This is a genomic window from Neobacillus pocheonensis, from assembly GCF_050477905.1.
GTDB lineage: Bacteria > Bacillota > Bacilli > Bacillales > Cytobacillaceae > Neobacillus > Neobacillus pocheonensis_A.
In genome coordinates this window covers 176,408-199,218 of sequence record NZ_JBCNAD010000008.1, presented here as the reverse complement: position 1 = coordinate 199,218, position 22,811 = coordinate 176,408, and the positions used below count along the sequence as shown (strand labels likewise).

The following is a 22,811-nucleotide window of genomic DNA, read 5'->3' as shown; positions in this document are numbered from 1 at the left end:
ACTCCTAGTTCATTTTTTGCAATAAAAAAATTTGCTAAAATTGTAGGTTTGTAATGATAACGTTTTTGCGATACTATATTTTTGTACACTAAGTACAATATGAATCCAAGGTGATTATATGAATGACCGTAAACAGCGCGTTGTTAAAATAGCTCACCAGCTATTTATTGATAAAGGATTTCAAGCCACGTCCATCCAAGATATTTTAGATTTTAGTGGAATTTCGAAAGGTACTTTTTATAATTACTTTTCATCAAAAAACGAACTTTTAATGGCCATTTTCAAAACAAACTATACTGAATTGGAAAAAGAACGGGATGAATTATTAATCGGTCAAAACCGGTCAGATATAGAATTTTTTATAAAACAAGTGGAAATACAATTAAAGACAAATAGAAAGAATAACTTAATTTCGTTATTTGAAGAAGTAATGGTTTTAAATGATGCAGATCTTAAGGAATATATGCAACATGGCCAATTGAAGAATATAAGTTGGATAAACAACCGGTTAATTGACATTTTTGGTGAAAAAAAGAAACCATATTTATTGGATTGTTCGATTATGTTTTTGGGAATTCTCCGTGAAAATCTTAAATATCATCAACGGGCAAATAAAACGAATGCCAATATTGGGCAAGTGGTTCGTTTTTCTGTGAGGCGATTGGTGAAAATGGTGGATGAATTAATGGAGTCGGGTGATCAATTAATTCATCCGGAGTTATTGGAAAGCTGGCTACCTGACTGCAGAAGACCAAATCATGCATTTCAGAAACAGCTTCATCACTCCATTTTCATACTGAAAAGCTCAGTGACCCAGAATGACGAGCAAGCACAATATTTCGAGTTATTAGACTTTATTGAGGAGGAATTGTTGGAATCAAAAAGTCCGCGAAAATTCCTTATCGAAAGCGCACTCCTTTCCTTAAAAACAAATGGAAGAAAAGATTCCGAAAAAGAAATTCTCCTTCTCGAGCAGCTTGTTGTAGAATATTTCGAGAAGTATTATTTATAGGTTCAAAGTAAAAAAAGCGCCATTCACCATCAAATTTAGATGAAGAGGCGCTTTTCGTATTTACTTGTTCAAGAATGTACTCGGCATGACAACGGCAACGACCTCACCGCGGGCACAAAGGGAATCTTCAGCATAAACTTCCGTTTCTACTTTAAATTTTTTCGGGTGTATCTCCGTCACAGTTCCAATTGCTTGTAACGGTACACCGTGTGGGGTTGGTTTAAGGAAATTCACATTCAAAGATGCTGTCACAAAGCGAGGCGGCTCTGCCCCATCCCCTGCTTCATGTCCATTTTTTCGGTGCAGCGCCAATGCGGCTGAGCCCGTACCATGGCAATCGATTAGCGATGCCACGATGCCACCGTAGACAAAGCCAGGCAGTGCCAAGTGCTCTCTTTCTGGTGTATAAATGGTCACTGTCTGTTCCCCCTGCCAGCCTGTTCGAAAATGGTGACCAGCTTCATTCAATCGTCCACAGCCATAACACCACGCAAAATCATCTGGATATTCATCTTGAATGGCCTTTACTACTTTTTCTTCCAAAGTGCTCCCCCATTTCATTTTTTAATAGATTTATATTTTTCTTAACAAATCAAGATTCAACTCAGCTATAGAACGCTTCCCAGATAAAGCCAAGGTTAAGTCAAAATCAGCAAGCAAATTTCTTAACACCTGTTTAACTCCATCCTCACCAGCCAATGCTAGTCCATACATAAATGGACGGCCAATTAGCACCGCTTTTGCCCCTAATGCTAATGCTTTTATGATATCGGACCCTCTGCGAATGCCGCTGTCCATTAAAACAGGAATTTCATCTTGAACAGCAGCAACGATTTCCGGTAAGGCCTCTATGGCTGCAATCGCTCCGTCTACTTGTCTTCCGCCGTGATTGCTGACAATCAGTCCGTCCACCCCATGTTCAAGTGCGACCTTGGCATCTTCAGGATGTAATATTCCTTTTAACACAATGGGCAGCGTAGTTTGCCGCTTAATAAACTCTAAATCCTTCCAAGTTAAGGCAGGATTCCCGAAAACTCGGGACCAAAGCATGATGGCCGAATTAATATCCTCCTGAGGGGAACGTTCTAATCTTGAACAAAAAACGGGATCCTCGAGATAATTCCCAATACCCTTTGCTTCCAAAAATGGCAGGTAGGCATGCTCAATATCCTTTTCCCTCCACGCCATCATCGGTGTATCTACGGTGATAACAATGGCGCTATAGCCTGCAGCTTCAGCCCTTTTGACCATGCTGGCTGCAATTTCACGATCATTACTCCAATATAGCTGGAACCATCTGTCTCCTTGTCCGGCTTCAGTTGCAATTTTTTCCAGGCTATATGTAGAAGCTGTACTTGCTATAAATGGAACCTCCATGGCTGCAGCGCCACGAGCACTTGCCAATTCCCCGTCTGGATGGACAATGGATTGAACACCAACCGGCGCAAGCAAGAGAGGGTAGGAAAGTTTCTTCCCAAACAACTCGATACTTAAGTCTCTTTTAGAGGTATCACACAGCATCCGCGGGACAATTTGCCACTTTTCGAAGGCCTTATTATTTTGTTTGGCTGTAACCTCAGCACCGGCTGACGCAGCGACATAATAATATGGTTTTGCATCCAAAAGCTCTTTCGCCTTTGCTTCTAGCTCCTCATAGGAAACCGGGATAATATTTTTTTCTAACTGCTGGTACACCCTACCTTGGACATGATTACCGAAACTCAATTTCATTCCTCCTTCTCCAGCGTAAACGCTTTCTTTTTTATGATATCACTGAGAAAAATAGCTGGTCAACGAATAGACACAATATTAAAAAAACGAAGAAGTGATTGGGCATCACTTCTTCGTTTCAAAAGTTTTCTTTTTTCTTATTGGTTCTGTAAAACTGGTCTGTTGATTTCCACTCCAGGCGCTTCGAAAATCAATCAATGTTTCTTAACATAGCTTTCTTATTAAAGGTAAAAATAAATGATGAACGGTGTTATTAATGCCATACACAGTGCTGCAGTTATCATAGCGATACTTCCCATTGCTCCTTCAACTTCTCCCCAATCAAACGCCCGTTTTGCGCCAATGGCTTGCGCTGACGTTCCCAATGCTAACCCCTTGGCAATATTACTCTTGATTCGCGTATACTTTAAGAGAGCAGGGCCTATTACAAGTGAAAAAACGGCTGAAACCAAAACAAACAATATCGTTAGTGATGGAATTCCACCTAATGATTGTGAAATGGATAAGGCTATTGGTGCAGTTACAGATTTTGGTATCATTGAAATCATCATTTCTTGATTCAAATGCATTAATTTTGTTAACGATACAATGGAAGCCACACCTGACAATGTGCCTGTCATAACCGCACAAATAATTAATAAGAAATATTTTTTAACCAATGCAATCTGTTTGTATAAAGGAACAGCTAGTGATACGGTTGCTGTCCCCATGAGTAATGAGAAGATATTTGTTCCAGATGTGTAACCAGTAAAATCGAGATGAAAAAGAGTCAGGACACAGATAATAAAAACGGTACATGTGTATAAAGGATTTAACCAAGCCTTGTTAAACTTTTGAAATACCATCACCCCCATTATATAGCTTGCTACAGTAATCAAAGTACAAAGAAGGATATTATCTATCATTTTCACCATTTCGTTTGCTCCTTTTGCTATTAGATTCGATCAATTCAGCCATTATCGCTGTTATAAAAAGTACAACCAGACTGCTTATCGCTAAAATTGAAGACAGTTTTATCCCATCATTGCGAAAAATTCTTGTAAAATGCCAAACTCCTACGGCAAATGGGATAAATAGTAGTGTTATATGTTTGATGTGTAGCTGGGCCACCGATTCAACCCATTTAAGATTACAAATTCCGAGCATCAAGGCTATGAATAATAAGGCCATACCAAGGATACTTCCAGAAAGCGGTAGATTTAACCATCTCACCAGCCCATTACCCATTAAATAAAAAAAGAGGATTGTTAGGAACTGAACAATAAAACGAACCATTATTCTACCTCCAATCCATATAAAAACTTTTAGATTCGTTTTGCCTTTTTGTAAGTATGGCATACGAAATATTATTTTTCTGCAAAGTTGTCAGGACATCTTACTTAGATTTTATTTACCAAACAGATTTACGTTAGATAAACTTACATTTTTTAGTTTAATAATATAGTTGACTTAATTTTCACATAATATATGATGAAATTTAGGAGTGGGAAATATTTAGGGGGAGAAAAGAATGAAAAAAACAGCCGAAAAACGTTTGACACGTTCAGAAGTACCGATAGAGCTGACTTGGAATCTTGATGATTTATTTCCATCAGAGCAGGTATGGGAAGCGGAATTAATGGTGATTGAAAAGGAAATTGCCCGATTCGAACGATATAAAGGAACCATACATACTGGCTCAAAAGCCTTATTAGATTGTTTAATAGCTCAGGAACAGCTTTCAATGCGAATCATCAAAGCATGGACATTTGCCAGTTTGAAACAATCTGCCGATGGAACGGACCCTGTTAATCAAGCAAATTTGGCAAAAGTCTCTTCCCTTCGTACACAAAGTATCGCGGCATTATCTTTTATCCATTCTGAAATTCTCGATCTTGCAGAAGGTACGGTAGAAAAATACCTTCAAGAAGAAACTAAACTCCAACCATTCCGCAAAAATTTATTAGAACTTCTTGAAACGAAGAAACACCAGCTTTCGGCCGAAACCGAAGAAGCTCTTGCTGCACTAGGAGAACTTCAAGGGGCACCATATCAAATTTATCAAATGTCCAAATTAGCTGATATGCAATTCTCCCCTATTCAAGACGCACAAGGAAACGAATTACCCGTATCCTTTGCCTTATTTGAGAACCGCTACGAATTTTCTCCGGATACTGATATTCGTAGAAAAGCCTACAATTCTTTTATCGCAACACTACAGCAATACAAAAATACGATGGCAACAACATATGCTACCGAAATCAAGAAACAAGTGACCCTTGCTCGTTTGCGCAAGTATGAATCGGTCACCCATATGCTTCTTGAACCACAACAGGTATCGCTTGAAATGTATAATAATCAAATCGATATTATTTTTAAAGAACTTGCCCCGCATATGCGACGCTACACTCAATTAAAACAAAAACTTTTAGGCCTTAATCAAATGCTATTTTGTGATTTAAAAGCACCATTAGATGCAGATTTTAATCCAGCCACAACATTTGAAGAAGCAAGCCAATTAATCTTGGAGTCTTTAAAAATAATGGGTCCTGAATATAGTGAAATCATCGAAAGAGGTTTTAAAGAAAGATGGGTAGACCGTGCCGATAATGTTGGTAAATCAACAGGGGCTTTTTGTTCAAGTCCATACGGCTCTCATCCATTTGTACTCGTCACTTGGCAGGATAATATGCGTGGATGCTTCACTTTGGCACATGAATTTGGTCATGCCGGCCATTTTTATTTAGCAAATAAAAACCAAAGAATCATGAATGTTCGTCCATCTTTATATTTTGTGGAGGCCCCTTCAACCATGAATGAGATGCTTTTAGGACAGCATTTACTTTCTAATACTGAAGATAATCAAATGCGACGCTGGGTTATTCTGCAATTATTAGGAACCTACTATCATAACTTTGTCACTCATTTGCTTGAAGCGGAATATCAACGCAGGGTATATGCTGCAGCAGAGGAAGGAAAAGCCTTGACTGCAAAAACATTAACCGAGCTGACTGGTGATGTGCTAACTGAGTTCTGGGGTGATACTGTGGAAATCGATGAAGGTGCGAAACTAACCTGGATGCGTCAGCCTCACTATTATATGGGTTTATACCCGTACACCTACTCTGCAGGACTAACAGTTTCAACAGCCGTTGCTCAAATGATTCAAGAAGAGGGACAGCCTGCTGTAGACAGATGGCTTGACGTTCTTCGAGCAGGAGGAACAATGAAGCCTCTTGACCTCATTAAACACGCTGGCCTGGATATGTCGACTCCAGATCCAATACGTAAAGCAGTTGCTTATGTAGGTTCATTAATTGATGAACTGGAACAATCATATAACTAAAGACAAAATAAGAAAACCCATGAATGTCCATGGGTTTTCTCATTTCTTAATTTTCTACAAGATTCATAATTGAGGCTTCATACTCTGTTAATGCATCATCTAGAATACGTAATCCCTCATCAATTTGTTCTTTTGTAACGATTAATGGTGGGATCATTCTTATTACTTCACTGTGATTACCACAAAGGTAAAATAATACCCCTTTTTCAAGTGCCAGATCAAGAATCTTTAACAATGCCTTGCCATCCGGTTCCCCTGTTTTAGGATCAACAATCTCAATTCCAATCATTAAGCCTACCGCACGAATACTGCCGATTACAGAGTGACGGTCTTTGATTCGCTCAAGCTGTTCAACTGCATATTTCCCCATTTTCTTTGTGTTTTCCAGTAGATTTTCCTCTTTCATCACTTCTAATGTAGCGAGTCCCACTGAACAAGCAATCGGATTACCGCCAAACGTTGTCCCATGACTGCCAAGCGGCCATTGCTTCATTAATTCACTCGATGCGACAGTGGCGCTTAACGGGAGACCAGAAGCAATCCCTTTTGCAATCGCCATTATATCCGGGGTAACATCAAAGGTTTGTGCAGCGAACCATTCACCCGTACGGCCAAACCCAGTTTGAACTTCATCAAAAATAAGTAAAATGTTATGACAGTCACAAATTTCACGGACTCTTTTTAGCCAGCCCTTCGGTGGAACAATGTATCCGCCTTCTCCAAGAACCGGTTCTAAAATAACACATGCCACTTCTTCTGGGGTAACTTGATGACTAAATAGACTAGCAAAATCTTTTTCTAATTTTTCAATGACAAATTCTTCAGGATCTTTTCCAGACGGACATTCTTTCACATTGGCATATGGAATTTGATAGGTAAGCCCAGATGGCTGCATAAATTTACGATATTTACTTTTTGAAGTGGTAACACTTAATGCCCCCAATGACCGACCATGGAAACAACCAGTAAAAGAAATTACATAAGGGCGTTTTGTTACATATTTTGCAAGCTTAATAGAACCCTCTATTGCTTCTGCCCCACTGTTGGCAAAGAAAAAACAATCCAAATCCCCCGGTAAAATCTCGGCAAGCTCATCTGCTAATCGTAGGATGGATTCATACATTATGACACCCGAGGGTCCATGCATTAAACCATCTGCGGCATCTTTGATTGCTTGGACAATTTTTGGATGCCGGTGTCCAACATTGGTAACGGCAATGCCGGATGTAAAATCAAGATATTTTTTTCCATCTACACCATAGTAATAACATCCTTCTTCTTTTACGACAGGCAGATTCGGATGATCTTTCGCCATACTAGGAGCAAGACGATTTGGCATATTTTTCACAAGATGATCCCAATTGTTTCCCATATAATGACCTCCACATTCGTATTACATGTTAAAAATTTTATTTTATAGATTTCAAGCTTTCTTCCCTAATTAGGGAGAGTAATTCTTCTTTATATTCTGCAAACTCCACTGTCGCCTTCACACTGAAATCTCTTGGTCTTTCTAAGGTAATCGGCACCTTTTTCTTTAATCGGCCCGGTCTTGCCGTCATCACATAAACAGAGTCTGCTAAGAAGATTGATTCATCCACATCGTGGGTGATGAATAAAATCGTCTTTTTTGACTCTTCCCATGCTTTCAGGAGCACTTCTTGCATGATGTTCCTTGTTTGCGCATCCAAGGCGCCAAAAGGTTCATCCATTAATAATATTTTCGGATCGTTTGCTAACGCACGGGCAATCGCCACACGTTGTTTCATCCCGCCTGATAATTGAATCGGGTAATGCTTTTCAAATCCTTCTAAACCAATTAATTGCAAATAATGACGCGCTACCTCGTCTCGTTCTTTTTGTGAATTTCCTTTTAACTTTAAACCAAAGGTAATATTATCTTTTACTGTTAACCATGGATAAAGGGTATAGGATTGAAACACCATACCGCGATCAGGTCCAGGTCCCTTTATTTCTTGCCCATCTAGGAGAACTTGTCCTGATGTGGATTCCTCTAATCCTGCCACTATTCGCAGGACGGTAGATTTCCCACAGCCTGATGGTCCTAAAATCGTCACGAACTCCCCTTCTTCAATCGAAAAGGAGGTCTTTTCTAGCGCAGTTGTTTCGCCACTTTTTGTTTTGAATATTTTTCCAACTTCTTTAATCTCCAACTTTGGTTTACTAATGTTTGGAATTAACGGTGTAACTTTTTCTATTTCTTGGACAACTGGAGTGACCATTCTACATCCCATCCTTTCTCATCCACGAAAACGAAGCGCGATATATGGCTTTAAAAATAATATCGGTAATGAGGCCTAATATCCCAATGATTAAGATCCCAACGATAATTTTATCTGGCTGCAAAAATCTTGATGCTTGCATTATCATATAACCCAAACCGCTTGAGGCACCGACAATTTCCGCTACGACTAAATATGTCCATGCCCAACCAAAGGTAATGCGGAGAGTATCAACAATACCTGGTAAAGAAGCAGGAAGAATAACCTTTGTAAAAACTTGAGCCTTTTTAGCCCCTAGAGTATACGAAACATCCACCAAATCATTTTGAACGTTTTTCGTAACGTCCATGACCATCAATGTAAGCTGGAAAAACGTTCCTAAGAAAATAACACTCATTTTTTCGGCCTCACCAAGACCAATCCATAAAATCAATAGTGGAATGAATGCAGATGCTGGCATATAACGAATAAAACCGATGATCGGCTCAAACGCCCCTTCCATAATCCTTAAGGACCCCATTAAGATCCCTAAAGGAATGCCAATAATGGCCGCAATCAGAAAGCCCATCAGTACCCTTGAAAAACTGATTCCGATATCTGAGAGAATATTGCCATTTACGAACAAATCAACGGCAGTAGTTAAAACAGTGGTCGGACTTGGTAAAAATAATGGATTTACCAGCTTGCCGTAGCTTAAAACTGACCAAATCACTAATAATAGAAGAAACGTAATAAAGCCTACCGAAGTATAAAGAGGTTTAGATATTTCTTTATTAGGAGTTAATAATTTAGCTAACATTAAATCACCTATTTTCTCTAATAATCTTTTTAAAAAAGCCTAACCAATGAGGCCAAAAGTACATCTCATGAGTCAGGCTTCCTATACATCTTATTATCTACTTTTGAAAGCTTGGATTGATGACATCTTCCACTTTTGGTTCTTTTTCAATTATTTTTTGATCCATGTAAAATTTAATCGCATTATCAGCTGATTGATAAATGTCACCTTTAGCACTTTCAGTTCCGAAAAGTTTAAGATTATCCTCTTTTGAGAAGAATTTTAATCCCGTTACAGTACCTTCAAATTCTTTTAAATCAATTTTTAAACCTTTTGCCATAATTTCGTCAGCTTCTTTTTCATGCTCTTTCCAATAGGTCATCGCTTCACCCATCGCCTTGACAAAGGCTTTCACATCTTCAGGACGATTTTTAATGACATCTTCTTTAAAGCTGACAGTATCCACGATAATTCCAGGTAAATCTTTTGTTGTTAACAAAACCTTACCGTTTGCTTGTGCACCTTTTGTTAACCATGGCTCCCACGTAACAGCTGCATCTACTTTACCAGCAGCAAAAGCGGCTCCTGCATCCCCAGCTGACATTTGCACGACTTGAACATCTTTTTCTGTTAATCCACCTTGTTTTAATGCTTGTAGGGCAAGCATATGGCTAGTTGAACCTACTTCAAAGGCAACAGTTTTTCCTTTTAAGTCTTTGACACTATTTATTCCATTTTTCACAAGGATTCCATCTCCGCCGTGGGAATCATCCAATAACCAAACAACTTGAACTGGAATATTAGACGCTGCTAAAGATACTTGGACATCAAGAGCCGTTGCCATCCCGTCAATTTTCCCACTTGCCAATGCTTGCTTGCGTTCACCTAATCCTTCTACGATAGAAAGATCAACATCGACACCATTCTTTTTGAAAAAGCCTTTTTCCTTTGCTAAAAATAACGGGCCATAACCAGTCCAAGTTGGAAGCGTCACTCTTAAAGGCTCAGATGACTTTCCACTTTTGGAATTGCCGGATACTTCCTCTTTTCCGCACGCCGCTAGCGCAAGTAACAACATCATTGAACAAACTACCATTAACCATTTTTTCATTCCTATTTCCCCCTCATCTAATTTATAATGGAACACTTAAACTCTCTTTTCCAATTTCATCCGCTTGTTGTACAGCCTCAATTACCATTTCTGGTGTGACTTCAAACGGCATATTCGCCATATCTTCAATCGTGACGGTTATCTCCCCTAGCTTTTTCCATTGTTGCTGGGTTAACTCTTTAATCCCCATTTGTTCGAGTGTAAATGGAAGACCAATTTCCTTGTAGTATTGAATTAAGTCAGTAAGCTCTTCGGTTTTACTTTCTAGACACAATTGCGCCAAGATTCCGAAAGCGACGATTTCACCATGATAGGTTTGATGACATTCTGGAAATATCGTTAAGCCTGAATAAATCGCATGTGCACCAGCTGTCCTGCAATCATCTCCGCCATACCCGCTAACACTTCCACTAACCAAAATAATCGCATCCACGACATCTTCGAATGCTTTTGTTAATGATTGTGATTCAACAGATTGAATTGCTTCATGACCAATTTGGAGTAAGGTTTTATAAACCTGAGCTGCGATGGCAATGGCCGTCTGATTTAATGCATTTGGTTCCGCTTTTTGAATAGTAGCTCTCGTTTCAAACCATTTTGCCAACGTATCACCAATCCCCGCTATCAAAAAGCGAACAGGAGCTTTTAAAATAATCGTCGAATCTACTAAAACTAATTCAGGAGCTTTCGACTCCCGTCCAATCCCAATAAATTCACCTTCATCGCTATAAAGAATTGAAATAGGGGTAGCGGCAGCACAAGTGGCAGCTATCGTTGGGATGACAACTAATGGTTTATTTAGCTTGTATGCCACTGCTTTAACCGTATCAATGGCTTTGCCTCCTCCTGTACCAATCAACACATCGATGTTTTGACTCTTTAATTGTTCTGCTAGTCTATTAATATTTGTTTCAGACGATTCACCCCCATACCATATGGAAGGCAGCAAACTCGCGCCCACTAAGGATAAACTCTTTCTTATTGAGTCCTCTACAATTCCTAGACTAGTATGTCCACCAATAAGTGCCGCCGATTTTCCGAAGTTTTTTATGTATGTTCCGGCCTCATTTAGTAAATCTAAGTTTCTAATATATTGAGCTGGCCCTACAGTTACTTTCATCTTCCATCCCCCTTTCATTATCAAATTATTAAAAAACAAATAACATTCTTTTAATATAAATATTCAAAATTCTTACGTCAACATAGATTTTTAATTTTCAGTAATTAAATGATTATAAATATTCGAAAATAAAAATACAATAAACCTGTTATTTAAATATATTAATCAATTATTATCGTTGTATAAATATTAATAGTTAGCTTTATGATTCTCCTTCCCCCCTCTGCTTATCTTCACTATAAAACTATGCAATTTTTATGCCATTTTTTATTCTATTCCATATTTTCTGAGTTTTCTAAACACTGACGGTTGACTAATCCCTAATGCCTTAGCCATTTTCGTCGTAGTTTTGTGGCGTTTCCTAGCTTTTAACAAAACTTGCTTTTCCACACTATCAAGGATTTCATCCAATGATCGATTCCCATCTTCTATCGTTGAAACCTCATGGTAGGTTTTTCGGTAACGTTCAGGCAGGTTTTCGATTTCGATTAACTGCTTAGAGGATGTAACCACAAGCCTTTCAATTAAATTGATTAACTCTCGCACATTTCCTTTCCATTCATTTGTCAGCAATAAATGAATGATACCTTCATCAAGGGCTCGTTCTCTGCTATATTTTTCAGAGAAATACTTTAAAAAGTACTCAACCAATGGAATAATATCAGTTGCGCGCCTTCTTAATGGAGGGATGGTAATGGGGACCACATTAAGCCGAAAAAAAAGATCCTGGCGAAATGTTTTTTCTTCGATTGCTTTTTCTAGATCTTTATTTGTTGCAGCTAATATTCGGAAATCAACCGTACGTACCTTCGTTCCCCCGACTCGATAAAACTGCTTTTCTTGGATAAACTTCAATATTTTTACTTGATTGGCTAACGATAGTTCTCCTATTTCATCCAAAAATAATGTTCCACCCTCTGCAAGCTCTGCTAAACCGACTTTGCCTTTATTGCTTGCACCAGTAAACGAACCGGATTCATACCCAAAAAACTCGGCCTCAAAAAGCGATTCCGGAATCGCCCCACAGTTTACTTCAATAAATGGCCCGTCCCTCCTAGGACCTTTATTGTGAATAAATTTGGCAATATGCGATTTCCCAACTCCCGATTCGCCAAGGAGCAAAACATTTACATCGATTTCTGCTACTTGTAAGGACAACTGTAGTACCTTTTTCATTTCATCGCCACTTGCAATCATACCTTCTGTATAAAAATGGAGATTTCTTAGCATTTCAAGCTCACTTTTTACTCTTTCCATTTCATCTTCCATATCCGTTAAATATTTTTGCATGTTCAGTAATTCAGTAATATCATGTGAATAACTAACGATTCTGACCAACTGATTTTCTGAATCATAAACAGGAATACCCGTAACTAGTAGTTTTTTTCCATCATTCGTAGTTTGAACGATCGTAATTTTCTTCTTTTCTTTTATAACCATCGGTGTCAGGATAGGTGTAAATACGCCTTCTTTTTCTAGTTCATATACTGATCTGCCAACCATTTCATTTTCTTTTAAGTTATAAATGCCTTCGGTCGCTTCGGTTACCCTCAAAATAATTCCATCCGTGTTGGTCACTAGAATATCATCCTGCAATGATTTCAAAATTGCTTCATTTTCATTCCAAAGTTTTTTTTCATCGATCAGAAATACCCCTCCCATCTCCAACTTCAATTCCATATAAATTATTCAAATTTGAATAATTTATATGAAAAATTCCCTTATTATTAAGTTATACCAAATAAATAATAGTTTTTATACAATTTTGAATATTTTATTTATAATTGAATTAAAATTAGGTCAATCATCACTCCATCGTCCTAATAAATTGAAACTTTTTGATTTAATATTTCGTATATAATGGAAAATAAGAAAGTTATTGTTGAGAGAGGTGATTTTTATGGGAGGTATTTTTCTTTTTTCATTGATTATTGGGATCGTAACTGCTCTTATTCTCATTCCCATATATAAAAATGAACTCGTAAAGGGTAAAAAAGACAAACCAATTCAAATGGGATTGCTTGTAGCATTGTTGGTTATTCTTTTGCTAGTAGTGTTCGGATTCTATTATTTTAGTAATCTTGATCGAAACCTTTCATCATTATGGCCTTTCGCCATCTTCATAACAGCGGCAGGAGCGGTCTTTTCTTCGGGGAAAGAAAGAATTTTTAAAGGAATTCTTTTTATAGGCAATATTATTTTGGGAATCTACTTTCTAACCGCATTTCTATTTAATGCAGATGAAAAATATGAAATCGCTAAAATGAATGAAAAAGTGGAAATTAAAAGTTTTGATGAAAAAGAAACACCTGCTAGTGTTCCACCGCAGTTTGCCCGGAACAAAATGAAAAAGGCTTTCGGTCAAGTTCCCAATACAAGTTACTATGAGCTTGGCAGCCTCCAAATTCAGAAGGTGGATGGAGAATATGTGTATATTGCACCTGTTGAATTCTCTGGATTTTTTAAATGGTGGAAGGGGGAACAGACTCCTGGTTATTTTTCCTTAAGTGCGACTGATTCTTCAGCTAATCCTAAGTTTATTAAATCAGAAATGGCGTATACCCCTTCCTCCTTTTTTAATAAAAACATTGAGCGTCATATTCGCATGAAATATCCGAAGAAGATTTTCTATGGGGATGTCCAATTAGAGATTGATGAGGCTGGAAAACCATATTATATTCAATCATTCGGAGATTTTGTATCAGCCCGTAATGGATTTAAAGTTAAGGGTGTCGTCGTTGTGGATTCTAAAAACGGCGAAACAAAAGAATATAGCTTAGCATCTATTCCCGATTACATTGATGGTGCGGTCTCACCTGAAGTGGTCAGCATACAAAACAGCTACTTTGGAAACTACGTCCACGGCTTTTGGAACAGTATATTTGGAAAATCAGATGTAAAACTGCCTTCAGATGAAGGAACGGAAGCAAATGTTAGTCCCATTTTTAATGAAAATGGTGAAATGTATTATTTTACTGATTTCACCAGCCCAAAAGAGGGCGTGGATTCCATGCTGGGTTACTCTCTGACCAACGCAAAAACAGGGAAAGCAACGTACTATACGGGAAATCCAGAAGAATCTTACATGGATTCCCAGGGAGCTCTACAAATAATTGAAAAGAAATTCATTGAAAAGAAATGGTATGGTAAAATGCCAATTCTCTATAACTTTTACGGCGAAGCAAGTTGGTTAACACCTGTGCTCGACTCAAACGGCTTTCTGCAAAATTATTTTATCGTCTCGGCTGCCAATCCGGAAATATCAGTATATGGGAATACTCCAAATGATGCATTGAGACTTTATAAAACAGCCTTGCAGCGGGGCGGTGGCAGGGTTGATGGCAGCTCTAAAGCGGAAGAAAAACAAATATCGGGAACCGTCTTCAGAGTGTATAAGGAAAAATCCGGTGATTATACAGTCGTTTACTTTTTATTAGATAACCGCCAAAGCTATATGATATCTTCAGAAAAAGAACCAATGGCCATTTACTTACGAGAAGGAGATAAAGTAACAGCTCGATATTTAGAAACTGGTGAAGAATTCCTTCCGGTAAAGGAATTCATGATTGAAGGTTTACAATAGTCCCCTGGTAAAAGGGCTGCGTTTTTTGATCGCAGTCCTTTTTGGCGCGGTTTTTCTAAAAAAATGAATATTTTTCTCAAACACTTGGTATGGAAGCATAGATATTAGTAAATGCACCTATTTTACAGGAGGTTGCCATGCGAAACCTATCTCTGATTGTTCATAATTTGCAGCCAGAAAATAAAGAAACACCTATTCAGTTTATTGAGTCAGACATTCTCGGTCCCAAATTGTTTTATCGAAGAAATCATTTCTCCTTTCCAACTCTAACCTTTTCAAATTATTGGTTACCTGTAAATGGTTATGTTGATACACCTAGAATATTTTCGATGCAGGAGATTCTTAAACTGCCTGCAAGAACGATAAAAGTAGTCCTTGAATGTGCCGGAAATAAGCGAGGATTTTTCGAACCAAAGGTCTTTGGGGAACAATGGGAAAAGGGTGCGATGAGTCATGGCTATTGGAAAGGTGTGTCTTTAAGGTCTTTCCTTGAGTTAGTAGGAATAAAAGAGGATTCGAAGGAAGTGATCGTGGAAGGCTATGATTATGGAAAAAGAACCGATACAGACCGTGTTTATTCTTTTACCAGAAGTGTGCCTTTAGAAAAAGCTCTACATCCTGACTCCATTATTGCCTATGAGTATAATAATCAACCAATTCCATTTTTCCACGGCTACCCATTGAGATTAATCGTCCCCAATTTTTATGCAATGGCATCTGTTAAATGGATTAAGCAAATAACTGTAATCGATTCTATTTACAAGGGACCATTCCAATCAATCGACTATGTCTATTACCCGAATAAGAATAATGATGAAGGGGCTTTTCCCGTAACTGCCATGAATGTGAATTCAACCATCCAAAAACCACTTGATCGAGAAATCCTCAACACTGGCACACACACGATTAAAGGAATTGCCTGGACAGGACAAGGATCAATTTCTAAAGTTGAAATTAGTACGGACAATGGGCAAAATTGGCGATTAGCTAATATTAGAAATTCTGGTCCTGGAGACTATGGCTGGTTCCCTTGGTCATATGAATGGACCGTTAATGTTAAAGGCGAATACACCATTATGGCCAAAGCAACTGATTCCACCAATCGGACACAGCCTGCTAGCCCTTTTTGGAATCGAAAAGGCTATGGCTACAATGCATATGATAAAATCACTATTAAAGTGGAATGAGGGTGCAAAAACTACACAAACATGAAAAAGTGGGTGTCCAAAGCAATGCTTTTAGGACACCCACTTTTCCTATTTTACTGCCCCTTCTGAATTCGATTCTGAATATTATAGGTAAATGGTTTTGGCTGTGCACCAATGTAATTGACGAGAGCATCTAAATCCAAAGGACCAACTTCTTTACTTTGTGCTTTCGTAAATACGGTAAACCCGTCTCCCCCACCTGATAGGAAGATATTTGCTGCCACTGTATATGGCGTATTTGGATCAAGGACAGTTCCGTCAGGAAGTTTGATGCTAATTACCCTTTGTCCAATAGGTTTATTCGGATCCCACGTATAAGTTAATCCTGAAATTTGCAGCATGGTCGTTTTTGCTCCCCATTGCTGCTCAAGCAGTTCACGAATTTGCTGGCCTGTCATCGTCATTTTGACAAGCTCGTTATTAAATGGCTGAACCGTGTACGCTTCACCCCACGTAATATCGCCAGCATCTAAATCCGCTCGAATACCACCAGGATTCATAAAGGCAAATTGAGTACCCATCGCTTGCCGCTGGGCATCGGCGATAAAGTCTCCTAAGACAGATTCGCCATTTCCATTTTGCAATGCCGTTAATGGACCTGAGGTAGATCCGACCACCCGATTTACGGTTGGGGCAATTTTGGCTTCATAACCCTCAATAATTTGTTTTATTTCAGGGTCTGGCTCAATTCCCTCTTGGAATGTCGTCACGATTTCCGCTCTTTTTGAGACAATATCCTTTGTTTTAGGATCGATTTCAATATCTACATCTGAAAAAGCTGTTCCATATGAATAGGATTGGACGACTAATTTATTATCAATTGTTGCATTCATATAGGCATGGTTATGTCCACCAAAAATAATATCCACTTCGTCGTCAACGCGATTGGCGATATCGACAAGCTGACCTGTTGGATTTTCTCCATTTGGACCTGAAGTACCTGGATTATGAGCTAAAACAACAATCGCTTTAACCCCTTGCTTTTTCAATTCCGCCACATTCCGATTGATTGCTTCTACTTCATCAGTGAATTTTAAACCTGCCACACCACTTGGGACCACAACGGTCGGAGTCTCAGTGGTAACCACACCGATAAAGCCGATTGACATTCCATCAACTTTTAATACTTTATATGGCGGCAAAATCGTTTTTCCGGTTTTCTCATTTACTACATTCGCAACAATCCACGGAAAATTAGCCCCGCCAAAATTACCTGTTTTCGGATGGGTGCCTCCATTTATGAGCCGAAGGAGTTCATTTAATCCTTCATCAAACTCGTGATTTCCAACGGTGCCAATGGCAAAACCCAATTTATTTAGAATTTCAATAGTTGGTTCATCCTGTAACAGTGCTGAAACAGGTGGACTTGCGCCTACCATATCACCATCTTGTACAAGAAGTGTATTTTTATTTTCTGCTGCTCTTTGTTTCAAATAGGCTGCAAGGTAATCCACGCGCCCTGCCGGTTTTCCATTAACCTTTCTTGTAACATTTAATTGTCCATGTAGATCATTAATACCTAATAGTTGAATTTGTTTATAGCGATTATTAGGGGCCGGTGGTGTTGCTTTTTTGATTTTTGTTTCCGGACGATTCGACTTATGACCATGATATTCCTCTGATAAACCTTGGCCCCCTGCTTCAGAAGGCTGTTGCCTGCTCGCTTCTACATTTTGAACTTCTTTACTGAAGTCCTCATCATCCAATATACGTGCCGAACCACTTAGACTTCCTGGCCATCCTAAAAAGGTTATGATAATCAATGATATAAACAACCTATAAATCCACTCCATAATCTTCCTCCTTTGGTTTTTCTTTTAAAAAATCCAAAGGTATTTTTTGCAAATGCTTTGATGAATATTCACTCTGTCACTAAAAATAAAAAGGCTGAATCTACTATTTTCAAGTCGATTCAGCCTTGAAATATTAATTTCCATTTGCTAAGAGACTTTGATAAGCAGTCGATGTTCTAATCTCGACGGTTAATGTACCTTTTCCGTAAATCGTTTTAATTAAAAAGGGAACACCCTTTGTATTCTGAAATCTAAAGTCAGGTCCACCATATGAAACGGTTGCATCTCTTCCTGCAGGGACGTAGCCGACAGATAAAGAATGGTGATGCTTTTCAATATAACTTACCCCTATTTGGTCAACCGCGTTAAATAACGTTGAAGAAGTTTGACAAATTCCTCCACCAATGCCATCAACCAATTGCTTATCGACGATTTCTTTTGCCCTTTGATAGCCATGTGCAGCATCACTGGGCCCTACAGTTGTATTAAATGAGAAACTATCTCCCGTTCCAACAATTACATTATTAATTGCCTGCGCTGACAACTCAATATTTTTGGAACGGCCGATTACGCCGCTGTTAAACCTTGTCGTATAGGTCGCAACAACTACTTCTGATAGATGGGCAGCATCCTCTGGCTTATATCCACTATCTGTGACATATAGAGGCATCTCAACGTCACCGCCGTTAGCAGAGGCAGCCATCACTTTTTCTACCAACTCGGTTTCCTCTAAGATAATTTTAGGCTTTCCTTTTATGATCTTGCCATTTGAATCTATTTTGTCAAGAATCATCCTTTGATCATATCCTGGAGTTGTTTCTGTACCTCTTGCCAAATCCTTTGCAAATTTCTCTATTTCTTTTTGATAGGTTACTTTATCTGTATCAAATCCCAATTCGCCAGGAAGGAAGGTCTTTAAAATCGTTTTCGTGTTTGGATCAATGACATTAACCACAGTTGGCTTTTGTTCTTCTTCCTTGACAGGTTCTTGGAGCTGTTTTTCAGGCGGTTTATTCGAAACAGAAGCATTTTCTCCTTTAGGATTTTCCTTTACTGTTTTTTCCGAGCATCCAGCCACCCCTATAAGACTTCCAATTAGTAATAAAGAAACAACCCATTTTTGCTTTGCCATAATTAATAGATTCTCCTCGTTTGCTTTCAAACTCTCACTCACCTATCCTATTCGGCTCGGCAAGTCAAAATTACTAATTTTTTGGAAAGGTTCTGTTAAATTTGGCTGTTGATTTCCGCTCCAGGTGCTCAGCGCCGCGCGGGCGTGCCGGTGAGCCTCCTCGGCGCTTTTGCGCCTGTGGGGTCTCCCCAGCCCCGTACTCCCGCAGGAGTCGAGCGCCCTCCTCTCCAATCAACAGGGTATGTAAAACAACAATATCGTTTAAAGAGCATATGGAAAAGTACTCGGAATGCAAAAAGCCCCTGAAATCACAGGGGCTTTTGACAGTTCATATATAAAAATTATCGGCGTTTTTTGTTATTAGCCTTAGAAATTCTTCCTAATAAAAATGCGCCTGCTGCTACACCAATAATGGTGTTTGTCTTTTTATTAAATACTTGCTTAGCAACAAGATTTAAATTTTGCGGTCTTTCAGCAAGTCGTCTCATGAAATAACCATACCAGTCATTTCCGAAAGGCACATACGTACAGAAGTTGTAGCCTTCTTTTGCCAACTCAAGCTGCATTTCTTTTCTGAAACCATAAAGCATTTGAAACTCGAATTTGTCATTCGGAATGTTATTCTTTTTAACAAATTCCTTTACTTGATTAATAATTCGATGATCATGTGTTGCAATCGAAGTGAATTTTCCATTTAACAAATGCCATTCGATTAGCTTCATATAGTTTTTATCAATATCTTTTTTATCTTGGTAAGCGTACTCCTCTGGCTCTTTGTATGCGCCTTTTACAATACGGAGACGATAATTTTTATATTTTTCGAGGTTTTCTTGAGCTTCGTAGAAATACGCCTGAATAACAGTTCCAACATTACCATATTCCATTGACAATTCGTCCAATAGATCAAACGAAGGCGCAAGATGGCCGTAATCTTCCATATCAAAGTTAACAAAAATACCGTAATTGTTGGCAAGATGGACGATTTCTCTTAAATTGCTTAAGCAAAAAGCATAATCAATATCCAATCCTAATTGAGTTGGTTTTAAGGAAATATGTGCATCCACTTTATTCTCGTGAATGGCTTCAATCACCTTTAGGATTTGTTCTTTTGCTTTTGTTGCCTCTTCCTTTTCAAAGACAAATTCGCCTAGGTTGTCTACTGTAGCAGAGATTCCGTGGGCATTCAGTTCTTTAATGCTTTTAATTGTTTCTTCGATTGTCGTTCCAGCAACAACACTTTGCGCTCCTAATTTAAGACCGTATTTCTTAGCAGCAGTATTAAGAAATTGATTTTGTGATAAACCCATAAAGAAATCTTTTAACATTGCAAAAACTCCTTTGTTGTATTAATACAAACATTATAGCATACGCTTTCAAAAAAAATTATTTTGCAAATATTTGCACTATAATAAATTCATCATCCAAAAATGAAAATGTATGAAATTCCATCAACATTATAAATGAAATTCACCAAATACTAGTATAATACTTTTTAGAAAAAAATTATACATAGAAAAGCCCGCTTCCTCTGCGCGACGTATGGCCTGGAGCGCTCCAACTGAGATAAAGGAAACACAAAGAGCTTTAGAGCATTCGTGCTTGACTTATCGTAGGGCGGAGAGCGAAGGACACTAGTCGCTGGGCGCTGGAGCTGGACAATTATCAAAGTCGATTTTTCTGCTTATCAAAAGAAAAAAGCTGCAACGAGTTTCTCGTACAGCCTTCGTTTAGATTAAAATTCAATTATCTAGTTCTTTTATTCCGATTTCGCAGGAATGTTGGGATATCTAATGTTTCCTCTGGCTCTTGCCATTGCTCTCCAGAATTACGTACTTGTTCAGATGGCTCCTGCCATTGGCGGTTTTGTTCTTTACTAGTCTCCTGTCCATTAAACAATTCACTACTATGACGTGATGGAGACACTGGTTTTAACAGTCCTTCTTTTGAACGGACAGGAGGGACAGTGTTTTTATCATCAAAGCCAGTAGCAATCACTGTAATCATAATCTCATCTTTAAGATTATCATTTATAATTGAACCAAAGATCATGTTTAACTCATGGTCGGCGGCTGAAGCGACAATATCCGCTGCCTCTTGGACTTCATAAAGACTTAAATTGCTGCCGCCTGTAATGTTCATAAGTATTCCTTGGGCACCGTCTATAGAAGTTTCAAGTAACGGACTGGAAATAGCCTTTTTAGCTGCTTCAACAGCACGGTCTGGGCCTTTTGCGACTCCAATCCCCATTAGTGCAGTTCCCTGATTTGACATGATTGTTTTTACATCTGCAAAGTCCAGATTAATCAATCCAGGGACGGCGATTAAATCGGAAATACCTTGGACACCTTGGCGAAGTACATTATCTGCTTCCCGGAACGCTTCAATCATTGGGGTTTTCTTATCAACAATTTGTAATAAACGATCATTTGGAACAATAATTAACGTATCGACCGCATTCCGCATGAACTCAATGCCGGTGGCTGCATTTTGGGCACGCTTTCTTCCTTCGAATCCAAACGGACGTGTAACAACTCCAATCGTTAATGCCCCAAGATCATGGGCAATTTCCGCGATTGCTGGTGCTGCACCTGTCCCTGTACCCCCGCCCATTCCGGCCGTAACAAAGACCATATCAGATCCTTTTAATACTTCTTCTATCTGCTTCCTGCTCTCCTCAACGGCTCTTCTGCCCACTTCCGGATTCGCTCCTGCTCCTAAACCTCTTGTCAGTTGAGCTCCAATTTGCATTTTAATCTCCGCTTTTGATAAATTAAGAGCCTGAGCATCCGTATTAACAGCGATAAATTCTACCCCCTGCACACCGGCTTCAATCATTCGGTTTACGGCATTATTTCCGCCGCCTCCGACTCCGATTACTTTTATCCTAGCAATTTGATCTATATCCATGTCCATTTCCCACATATTCATTCCTCCAATTTATCCAAACCTCATACAACAGCTACTCAGAAAATAATAGAATAATTCCTTCTGACTAGAAAAGGTTATTGTTATGTATTTCTAGATACTTTTTAATATTTTAGCAAAATTATGGCTATTTTAATATAGTCCTGTGGTCATTCCCATGCAAAAATAATAAAAAAAGCTGTCCGGTGACAGCTTTTTTAAGATGTACGTGAAATCATAGTCGATACTTGCTCTTTTTTCTTTTTATATTTTAATGGCTGGTGAGCATAATAAACTTTTGCCTCTGCAGGTTTGTCACAAAACGTGCACTTGATTTGATAAGATGCTTTGCTAATATGGGGAATATCCAAGAATGATAAAACTTCTTTCATATGATTATTACAGGCCCACATGTTCTCACCCCGTTTTAAATTTATTTGCAGATTATTTCGCTGAAGTTACTTCCTTTTGTAGTTTATCCGGCTTTCTTTTTTTAACTTGGTCTGTGATTTCTTCGTCCCAGGAGATGGAAATATCTCCGTTTGTCACAAAGGTTTGACAACCTAAACGATAGCCTGCTTCTAACCACTCTTCCCCTAATTTTCTTTTTTCTTGAATCTTTACGTTATCTAGGAATTCAGACCCTTGATCCGCTTTAAAAACACAAGTGCCGCAAATCCCTCCACCACATCGATTTGGGAGTTCTCCATCGTAACGAAGTGACATTCTTAATATATTAGAATTCTCTGGTACCTCTAGTTGTTTATTGCTGTTAATAAAATTGATTTTAGGCATTTCGTTGTTCCTCCCCTTGTTTTATCTTCTTGGTATACAATATACCATAATTTTAATTTTCAGACAATACTAAACT

The 22,811-nt window shown here is 38.6% G+C and carries 19 protein-coding genes; 4 read left to right on the top strand and 15 right to left on the bottom strand.

Annotated features, from left to right (window positions below; all coding sequences use genetic code 11):
* Window positions 1–118: 118 nt before the first annotated feature.
* A complete protein-coding gene (locus ABES02_RS05470; protein WP_430131851.1) occupies window positions 119–1,012 on the top strand; it encodes a TetR/AcrR family transcriptional regulator in 894 nt (297 codons plus the stop codon).
* Between the two features lie 60 nt (window positions 1,013–1,072).
* Here ABES02_RS05470 and ABES02_RS05465 read toward each other — a convergent pair whose 3' ends face one another.
* From ABES02_RS05465 to ABES02_RS05450, 4 genes are all read right to left on the bottom strand, one after another.
* A complete protein-coding gene (locus tag ABES02_RS05465) occupies window positions 1,073–1,555 on the bottom strand; it encodes a PaaI family thioesterase (protein WP_430131847.1) in 483 nt (160 codons plus the stop codon).
* 30 nt (window positions 1,556–1,585) lie between these two features.
* Window positions 1,586–2,743 carry a lactate 2-monooxygenase gene (locus ABES02_RS05460; RefSeq protein ID WP_430131844.1) on the bottom strand — a complete coding sequence of 386 codons (1,158 nt, stop codon included), beginning with the start codon at window positions 2,741–2,743 and terminating at the stop codon, window positions 1,586–1,588.
* Between the two features lie 221 nt (window positions 2,744–2,964).
* The gene (locus ABES02_RS05455; protein WP_430131841.1) at window positions 2,965–3,657 is read right to left on the bottom strand and encodes an LrgB family protein; all 693 of its coding nucleotides are present in this window, start codon (window positions 3,655–3,657) and stop codon (window positions 2,965–2,967) included.
* Entirely contained in the window at window positions 3,638–4,018 is a 381-nt protein-coding gene (locus ABES02_RS05450) for a CidA/LrgA family protein (RefSeq protein WP_430131838.1), read from the bottom strand. The genes ABES02_RS05455 and ABES02_RS05450 overlap by 20 nt, the downstream gene beginning before the upstream one ends.
* A gap of 235 nt (window positions 4,019–4,253) precedes the next feature.
* On the opposite strand from ABES02_RS05450, the gene pepF reads away from it, so the two are divergent.
* On the top strand, window positions 4,254–6,068 hold the full coding sequence (gene pepF, locus ABES02_RS05445; protein ID WP_430131836.1) for an oligoendopeptidase F: 1,815 nt from the start codon (window positions 4,254–4,256) through the stop codon (window positions 6,066–6,068).
* Window positions 6,069–6,114: 46 nt separating this feature from the next.
* Here pepF and ABES02_RS05440 read toward each other — a convergent pair whose 3' ends face one another.
* The 6 genes from ABES02_RS05440 to ABES02_RS05415 form a co-directional block, all read right to left on the bottom strand.
* Entirely contained in the window at window positions 6,115–7,440 is a 1,326-nt protein-coding gene (locus ABES02_RS05440) for an aspartate aminotransferase family protein (protein WP_430131833.1), read from the bottom strand.
* Between the two features lie 37 nt (window positions 7,441–7,477).
* Window positions 7,478–8,311 carry an ABC transporter ATP-binding protein gene (locus tag ABES02_RS05435; RefSeq protein ID WP_430132367.1) on the bottom strand — a complete coding sequence of 278 codons (834 nt, stop codon included), beginning with the start codon at window positions 8,309–8,311 and terminating at the stop codon, window positions 7,478–7,480.
* Between the two features lies 1 nt (window position 8,312).
* Entirely contained in the window at window positions 8,313–9,110 is a 798-nt protein-coding gene (locus ABES02_RS05430) for an ABC transporter permease (RefSeq protein ID WP_430131830.1), read from the bottom strand.
* A gap of 97 nt (window positions 9,111–9,207) precedes the next feature.
* On the bottom strand, window positions 9,208–10,200 hold the full coding sequence (locus ABES02_RS05425) for an ABC transporter substrate-binding protein (RefSeq protein ID WP_430131827.1): 993 nt from the start codon (window positions 10,198–10,200) through the stop codon (window positions 9,208–9,210).
* A 22-nt stretch (window positions 10,201–10,222) separates the two neighbouring features.
* On the bottom strand, window positions 10,223–11,320 hold the full coding sequence (locus ABES02_RS05420; protein WP_430131825.1) for an iron-containing alcohol dehydrogenase family protein: 1,098 nt from the start codon (window positions 11,318–11,320) through the stop codon (window positions 10,223–10,225).
* A 267-nt stretch (window positions 11,321–11,587) separates the two neighbouring features.
* On the bottom strand, window positions 11,588–13,000 hold the full coding sequence (locus ABES02_RS05415; RefSeq protein WP_430131821.1) for a sigma-54 interaction domain-containing protein: 1,413 nt from the start codon (window positions 12,998–13,000) through the stop codon (window positions 11,588–11,590).
* A gap of 220 nt (window positions 13,001–13,220) precedes the next feature.
* Here ABES02_RS05415 and ABES02_RS05410 point away from each other — a divergent pair, with 220 nt between their 5' ends.
* Both ABES02_RS05410 and ABES02_RS05405 read left to right on the top strand, forming a co-directional pair.
* Window positions 13,221–14,903, top strand: a complete 1,683-nt coding sequence (locus tag ABES02_RS05410) for a hypothetical protein (RefSeq protein WP_430131818.1) — start codon at window positions 13,221–13,223, stop codon at window positions 14,901–14,903.
* A gap of 137 nt (window positions 14,904–15,040) precedes the next feature.
* Window positions 15,041–16,090 (top strand): sulfite oxidase, encoded by a 1,050-nt coding sequence (locus ABES02_RS05405; RefSeq protein WP_430131816.1) that lies wholly within the window; start codon window positions 15,041–15,043, stop codon window positions 16,088–16,090.
* Between the two features lie 74 nt (window positions 16,091–16,164).
* On the opposite strand, the gene ABES02_RS05400 is transcribed toward ABES02_RS05405, so the two are convergent.
* The 5 genes from ABES02_RS05400 to ABES02_RS05380 all read right to left on the bottom strand — a co-directional run bounded on the left by ABES02_RS05400 (window position 16,165) and on the right by ABES02_RS05380 (window position 22,735).
* On the bottom strand, window positions 16,165–17,904 hold the full coding sequence (locus tag ABES02_RS05400) for a bifunctional metallophosphatase/5'-nucleotidase (RefSeq protein WP_430131814.1): 1,740 nt from the start codon (window positions 17,902–17,904) through the stop codon (window positions 16,165–16,167).
* 133 nt (window positions 17,905–18,037) lie between these two features.
* Complete coding sequence (locus ABES02_RS05395; protein WP_430132365.1) at window positions 18,038–19,036, bottom strand: VanW family protein; 999 nt, start codon at window positions 19,034–19,036, stop codon at window positions 18,038–18,040.
* A gap of 341 nt (window positions 19,037–19,377) precedes the next feature.
* Window positions 19,378–20,361: a proline dehydrogenase family protein gene (locus ABES02_RS05390; RefSeq protein WP_430131811.1), complete on the bottom strand. Its 984-nt coding sequence runs from the start codon at window positions 20,359–20,361 to the stop codon at window positions 19,378–19,380.
* Window positions 20,362–20,779: 418 nt separating this feature from the next.
* Complete coding sequence (ftsZ, locus tag ABES02_RS05385; RefSeq protein WP_430131808.1) at window positions 20,780–21,958, bottom strand: cell division protein FtsZ; 1,179 nt, start codon at window positions 21,956–21,958, stop codon at window positions 20,780–20,782.
* Window positions 21,959–22,384: 426 nt separating this feature from the next.
* Window positions 22,385–22,735, bottom strand: coding sequence for a 2Fe-2S iron-sulfur cluster-binding protein (locus tag ABES02_RS05380; protein ID WP_430131805.1), 351 nt, complete (start codon window positions 22,733–22,735; stop codon window positions 22,385–22,387).
* Window positions 22,736–22,811: the final 76 nt, after the last annotated feature.

Coding starts and splice junctions, on each gene's coding strand:
- ABES02_RS05390 (WP_430131811.1), bottom strand. CDS start 20,361: ATGTTAAAAGATTTCTTTATGGGTTTATCACAAAATCAATTTCTTAAT.
- ABES02_RS05440 (WP_430131833.1), bottom strand. CDS start 7,440: ATGGGAAACAATTGGGATCATCTTGTGAAAAATATGCCAAATCGTCTT.
- ftsZ (WP_430131808.1), bottom strand. CDS start 21,958: ATGTGGGAAATGGACATGGATATAGATCAAATTGCTAGGATAAAAGTA.
- ABES02_RS05415 (WP_430131821.1), bottom strand. CDS start 13,000: ATGGAATTGAAGTTGGAGATGGGAGGGGTATTTCTGATCGATGAAAAA.
- ABES02_RS05430 (WP_430131830.1), bottom strand. CDS start 9,110: ATGTTAGCTAAATTATTAACTCCTAATAAAGAAATATCTAAACCTCTT.
- ABES02_RS05410 (WP_430131818.1), top strand. CDS start 13,221: ATGGGAGGTATTTTTCTTTTTTCATTGATTATTGGGATCGTAACTGCT.
- ABES02_RS05425 (WP_430131827.1), bottom strand. CDS start 10,200: ATGAAAAAATGGTTAATGGTAGTTTGTTCAATGATGTTGTTACTTGCG.
- ABES02_RS05435 (WP_430132367.1), bottom strand. CDS start 8,311: ATGGTCACTCCAGTTGTCCAAGAAATAGAAAAAGTTACACCGTTAATT.
- ABES02_RS05405 (WP_430131816.1), top strand. CDS start 15,041: ATGCGAAACCTATCTCTGATTGTTCATAATTTGCAGCCAGAAAATAAA.
- pepF (WP_430131836.1), top strand. CDS start 4,254: ATGAAAAAAACAGCCGAAAAACGTTTGACACGTTCAGAAGTACCGATA.
- ABES02_RS05380 (WP_430131805.1), bottom strand. CDS start 22,735: ATGCCTAAAATCAATTTTATTAACAGCAATAAACAACTAGAGGTACCA.
- ABES02_RS05470 (WP_430131851.1), top strand. CDS start 119: ATGAATGACCGTAAACAGCGCGTTGTTAAAATAGCTCACCAGCTATTT.
- ABES02_RS05455 (WP_430131841.1), bottom strand. CDS start 3,657: ATGGTGAAAATGATAGATAATATCCTTCTTTGTACTTTGATTACTGTA.
- ABES02_RS05400 (WP_430131814.1), bottom strand. CDS start 17,904: ATGGAGTGGATTTATAGGTTGTTTATATCATTGATTATCATAACCTTT.
- ABES02_RS05450 (WP_430131838.1), bottom strand. CDS start 4,018: ATGGTTCGTTTTATTGTTCAGTTCCTAACAATCCTCTTTTTTTATTTA.
- ABES02_RS05460 (WP_430131844.1), bottom strand. CDS start 2,743: ATGAAATTGAGTTTCGGTAATCATGTCCAAGGTAGGGTGTACCAGCAG.
- ABES02_RS05420 (WP_430131825.1), bottom strand. CDS start 11,320: ATGAAAGTAACTGTAGGGCCAGCTCAATATATTAGAAACTTAGATTTA.
- ABES02_RS05395 (WP_430132365.1), bottom strand. CDS start 19,036: ATGGCAAAGCAAAAATGGGTTGTTTCTTTATTACTAATTGGAAGTCTT.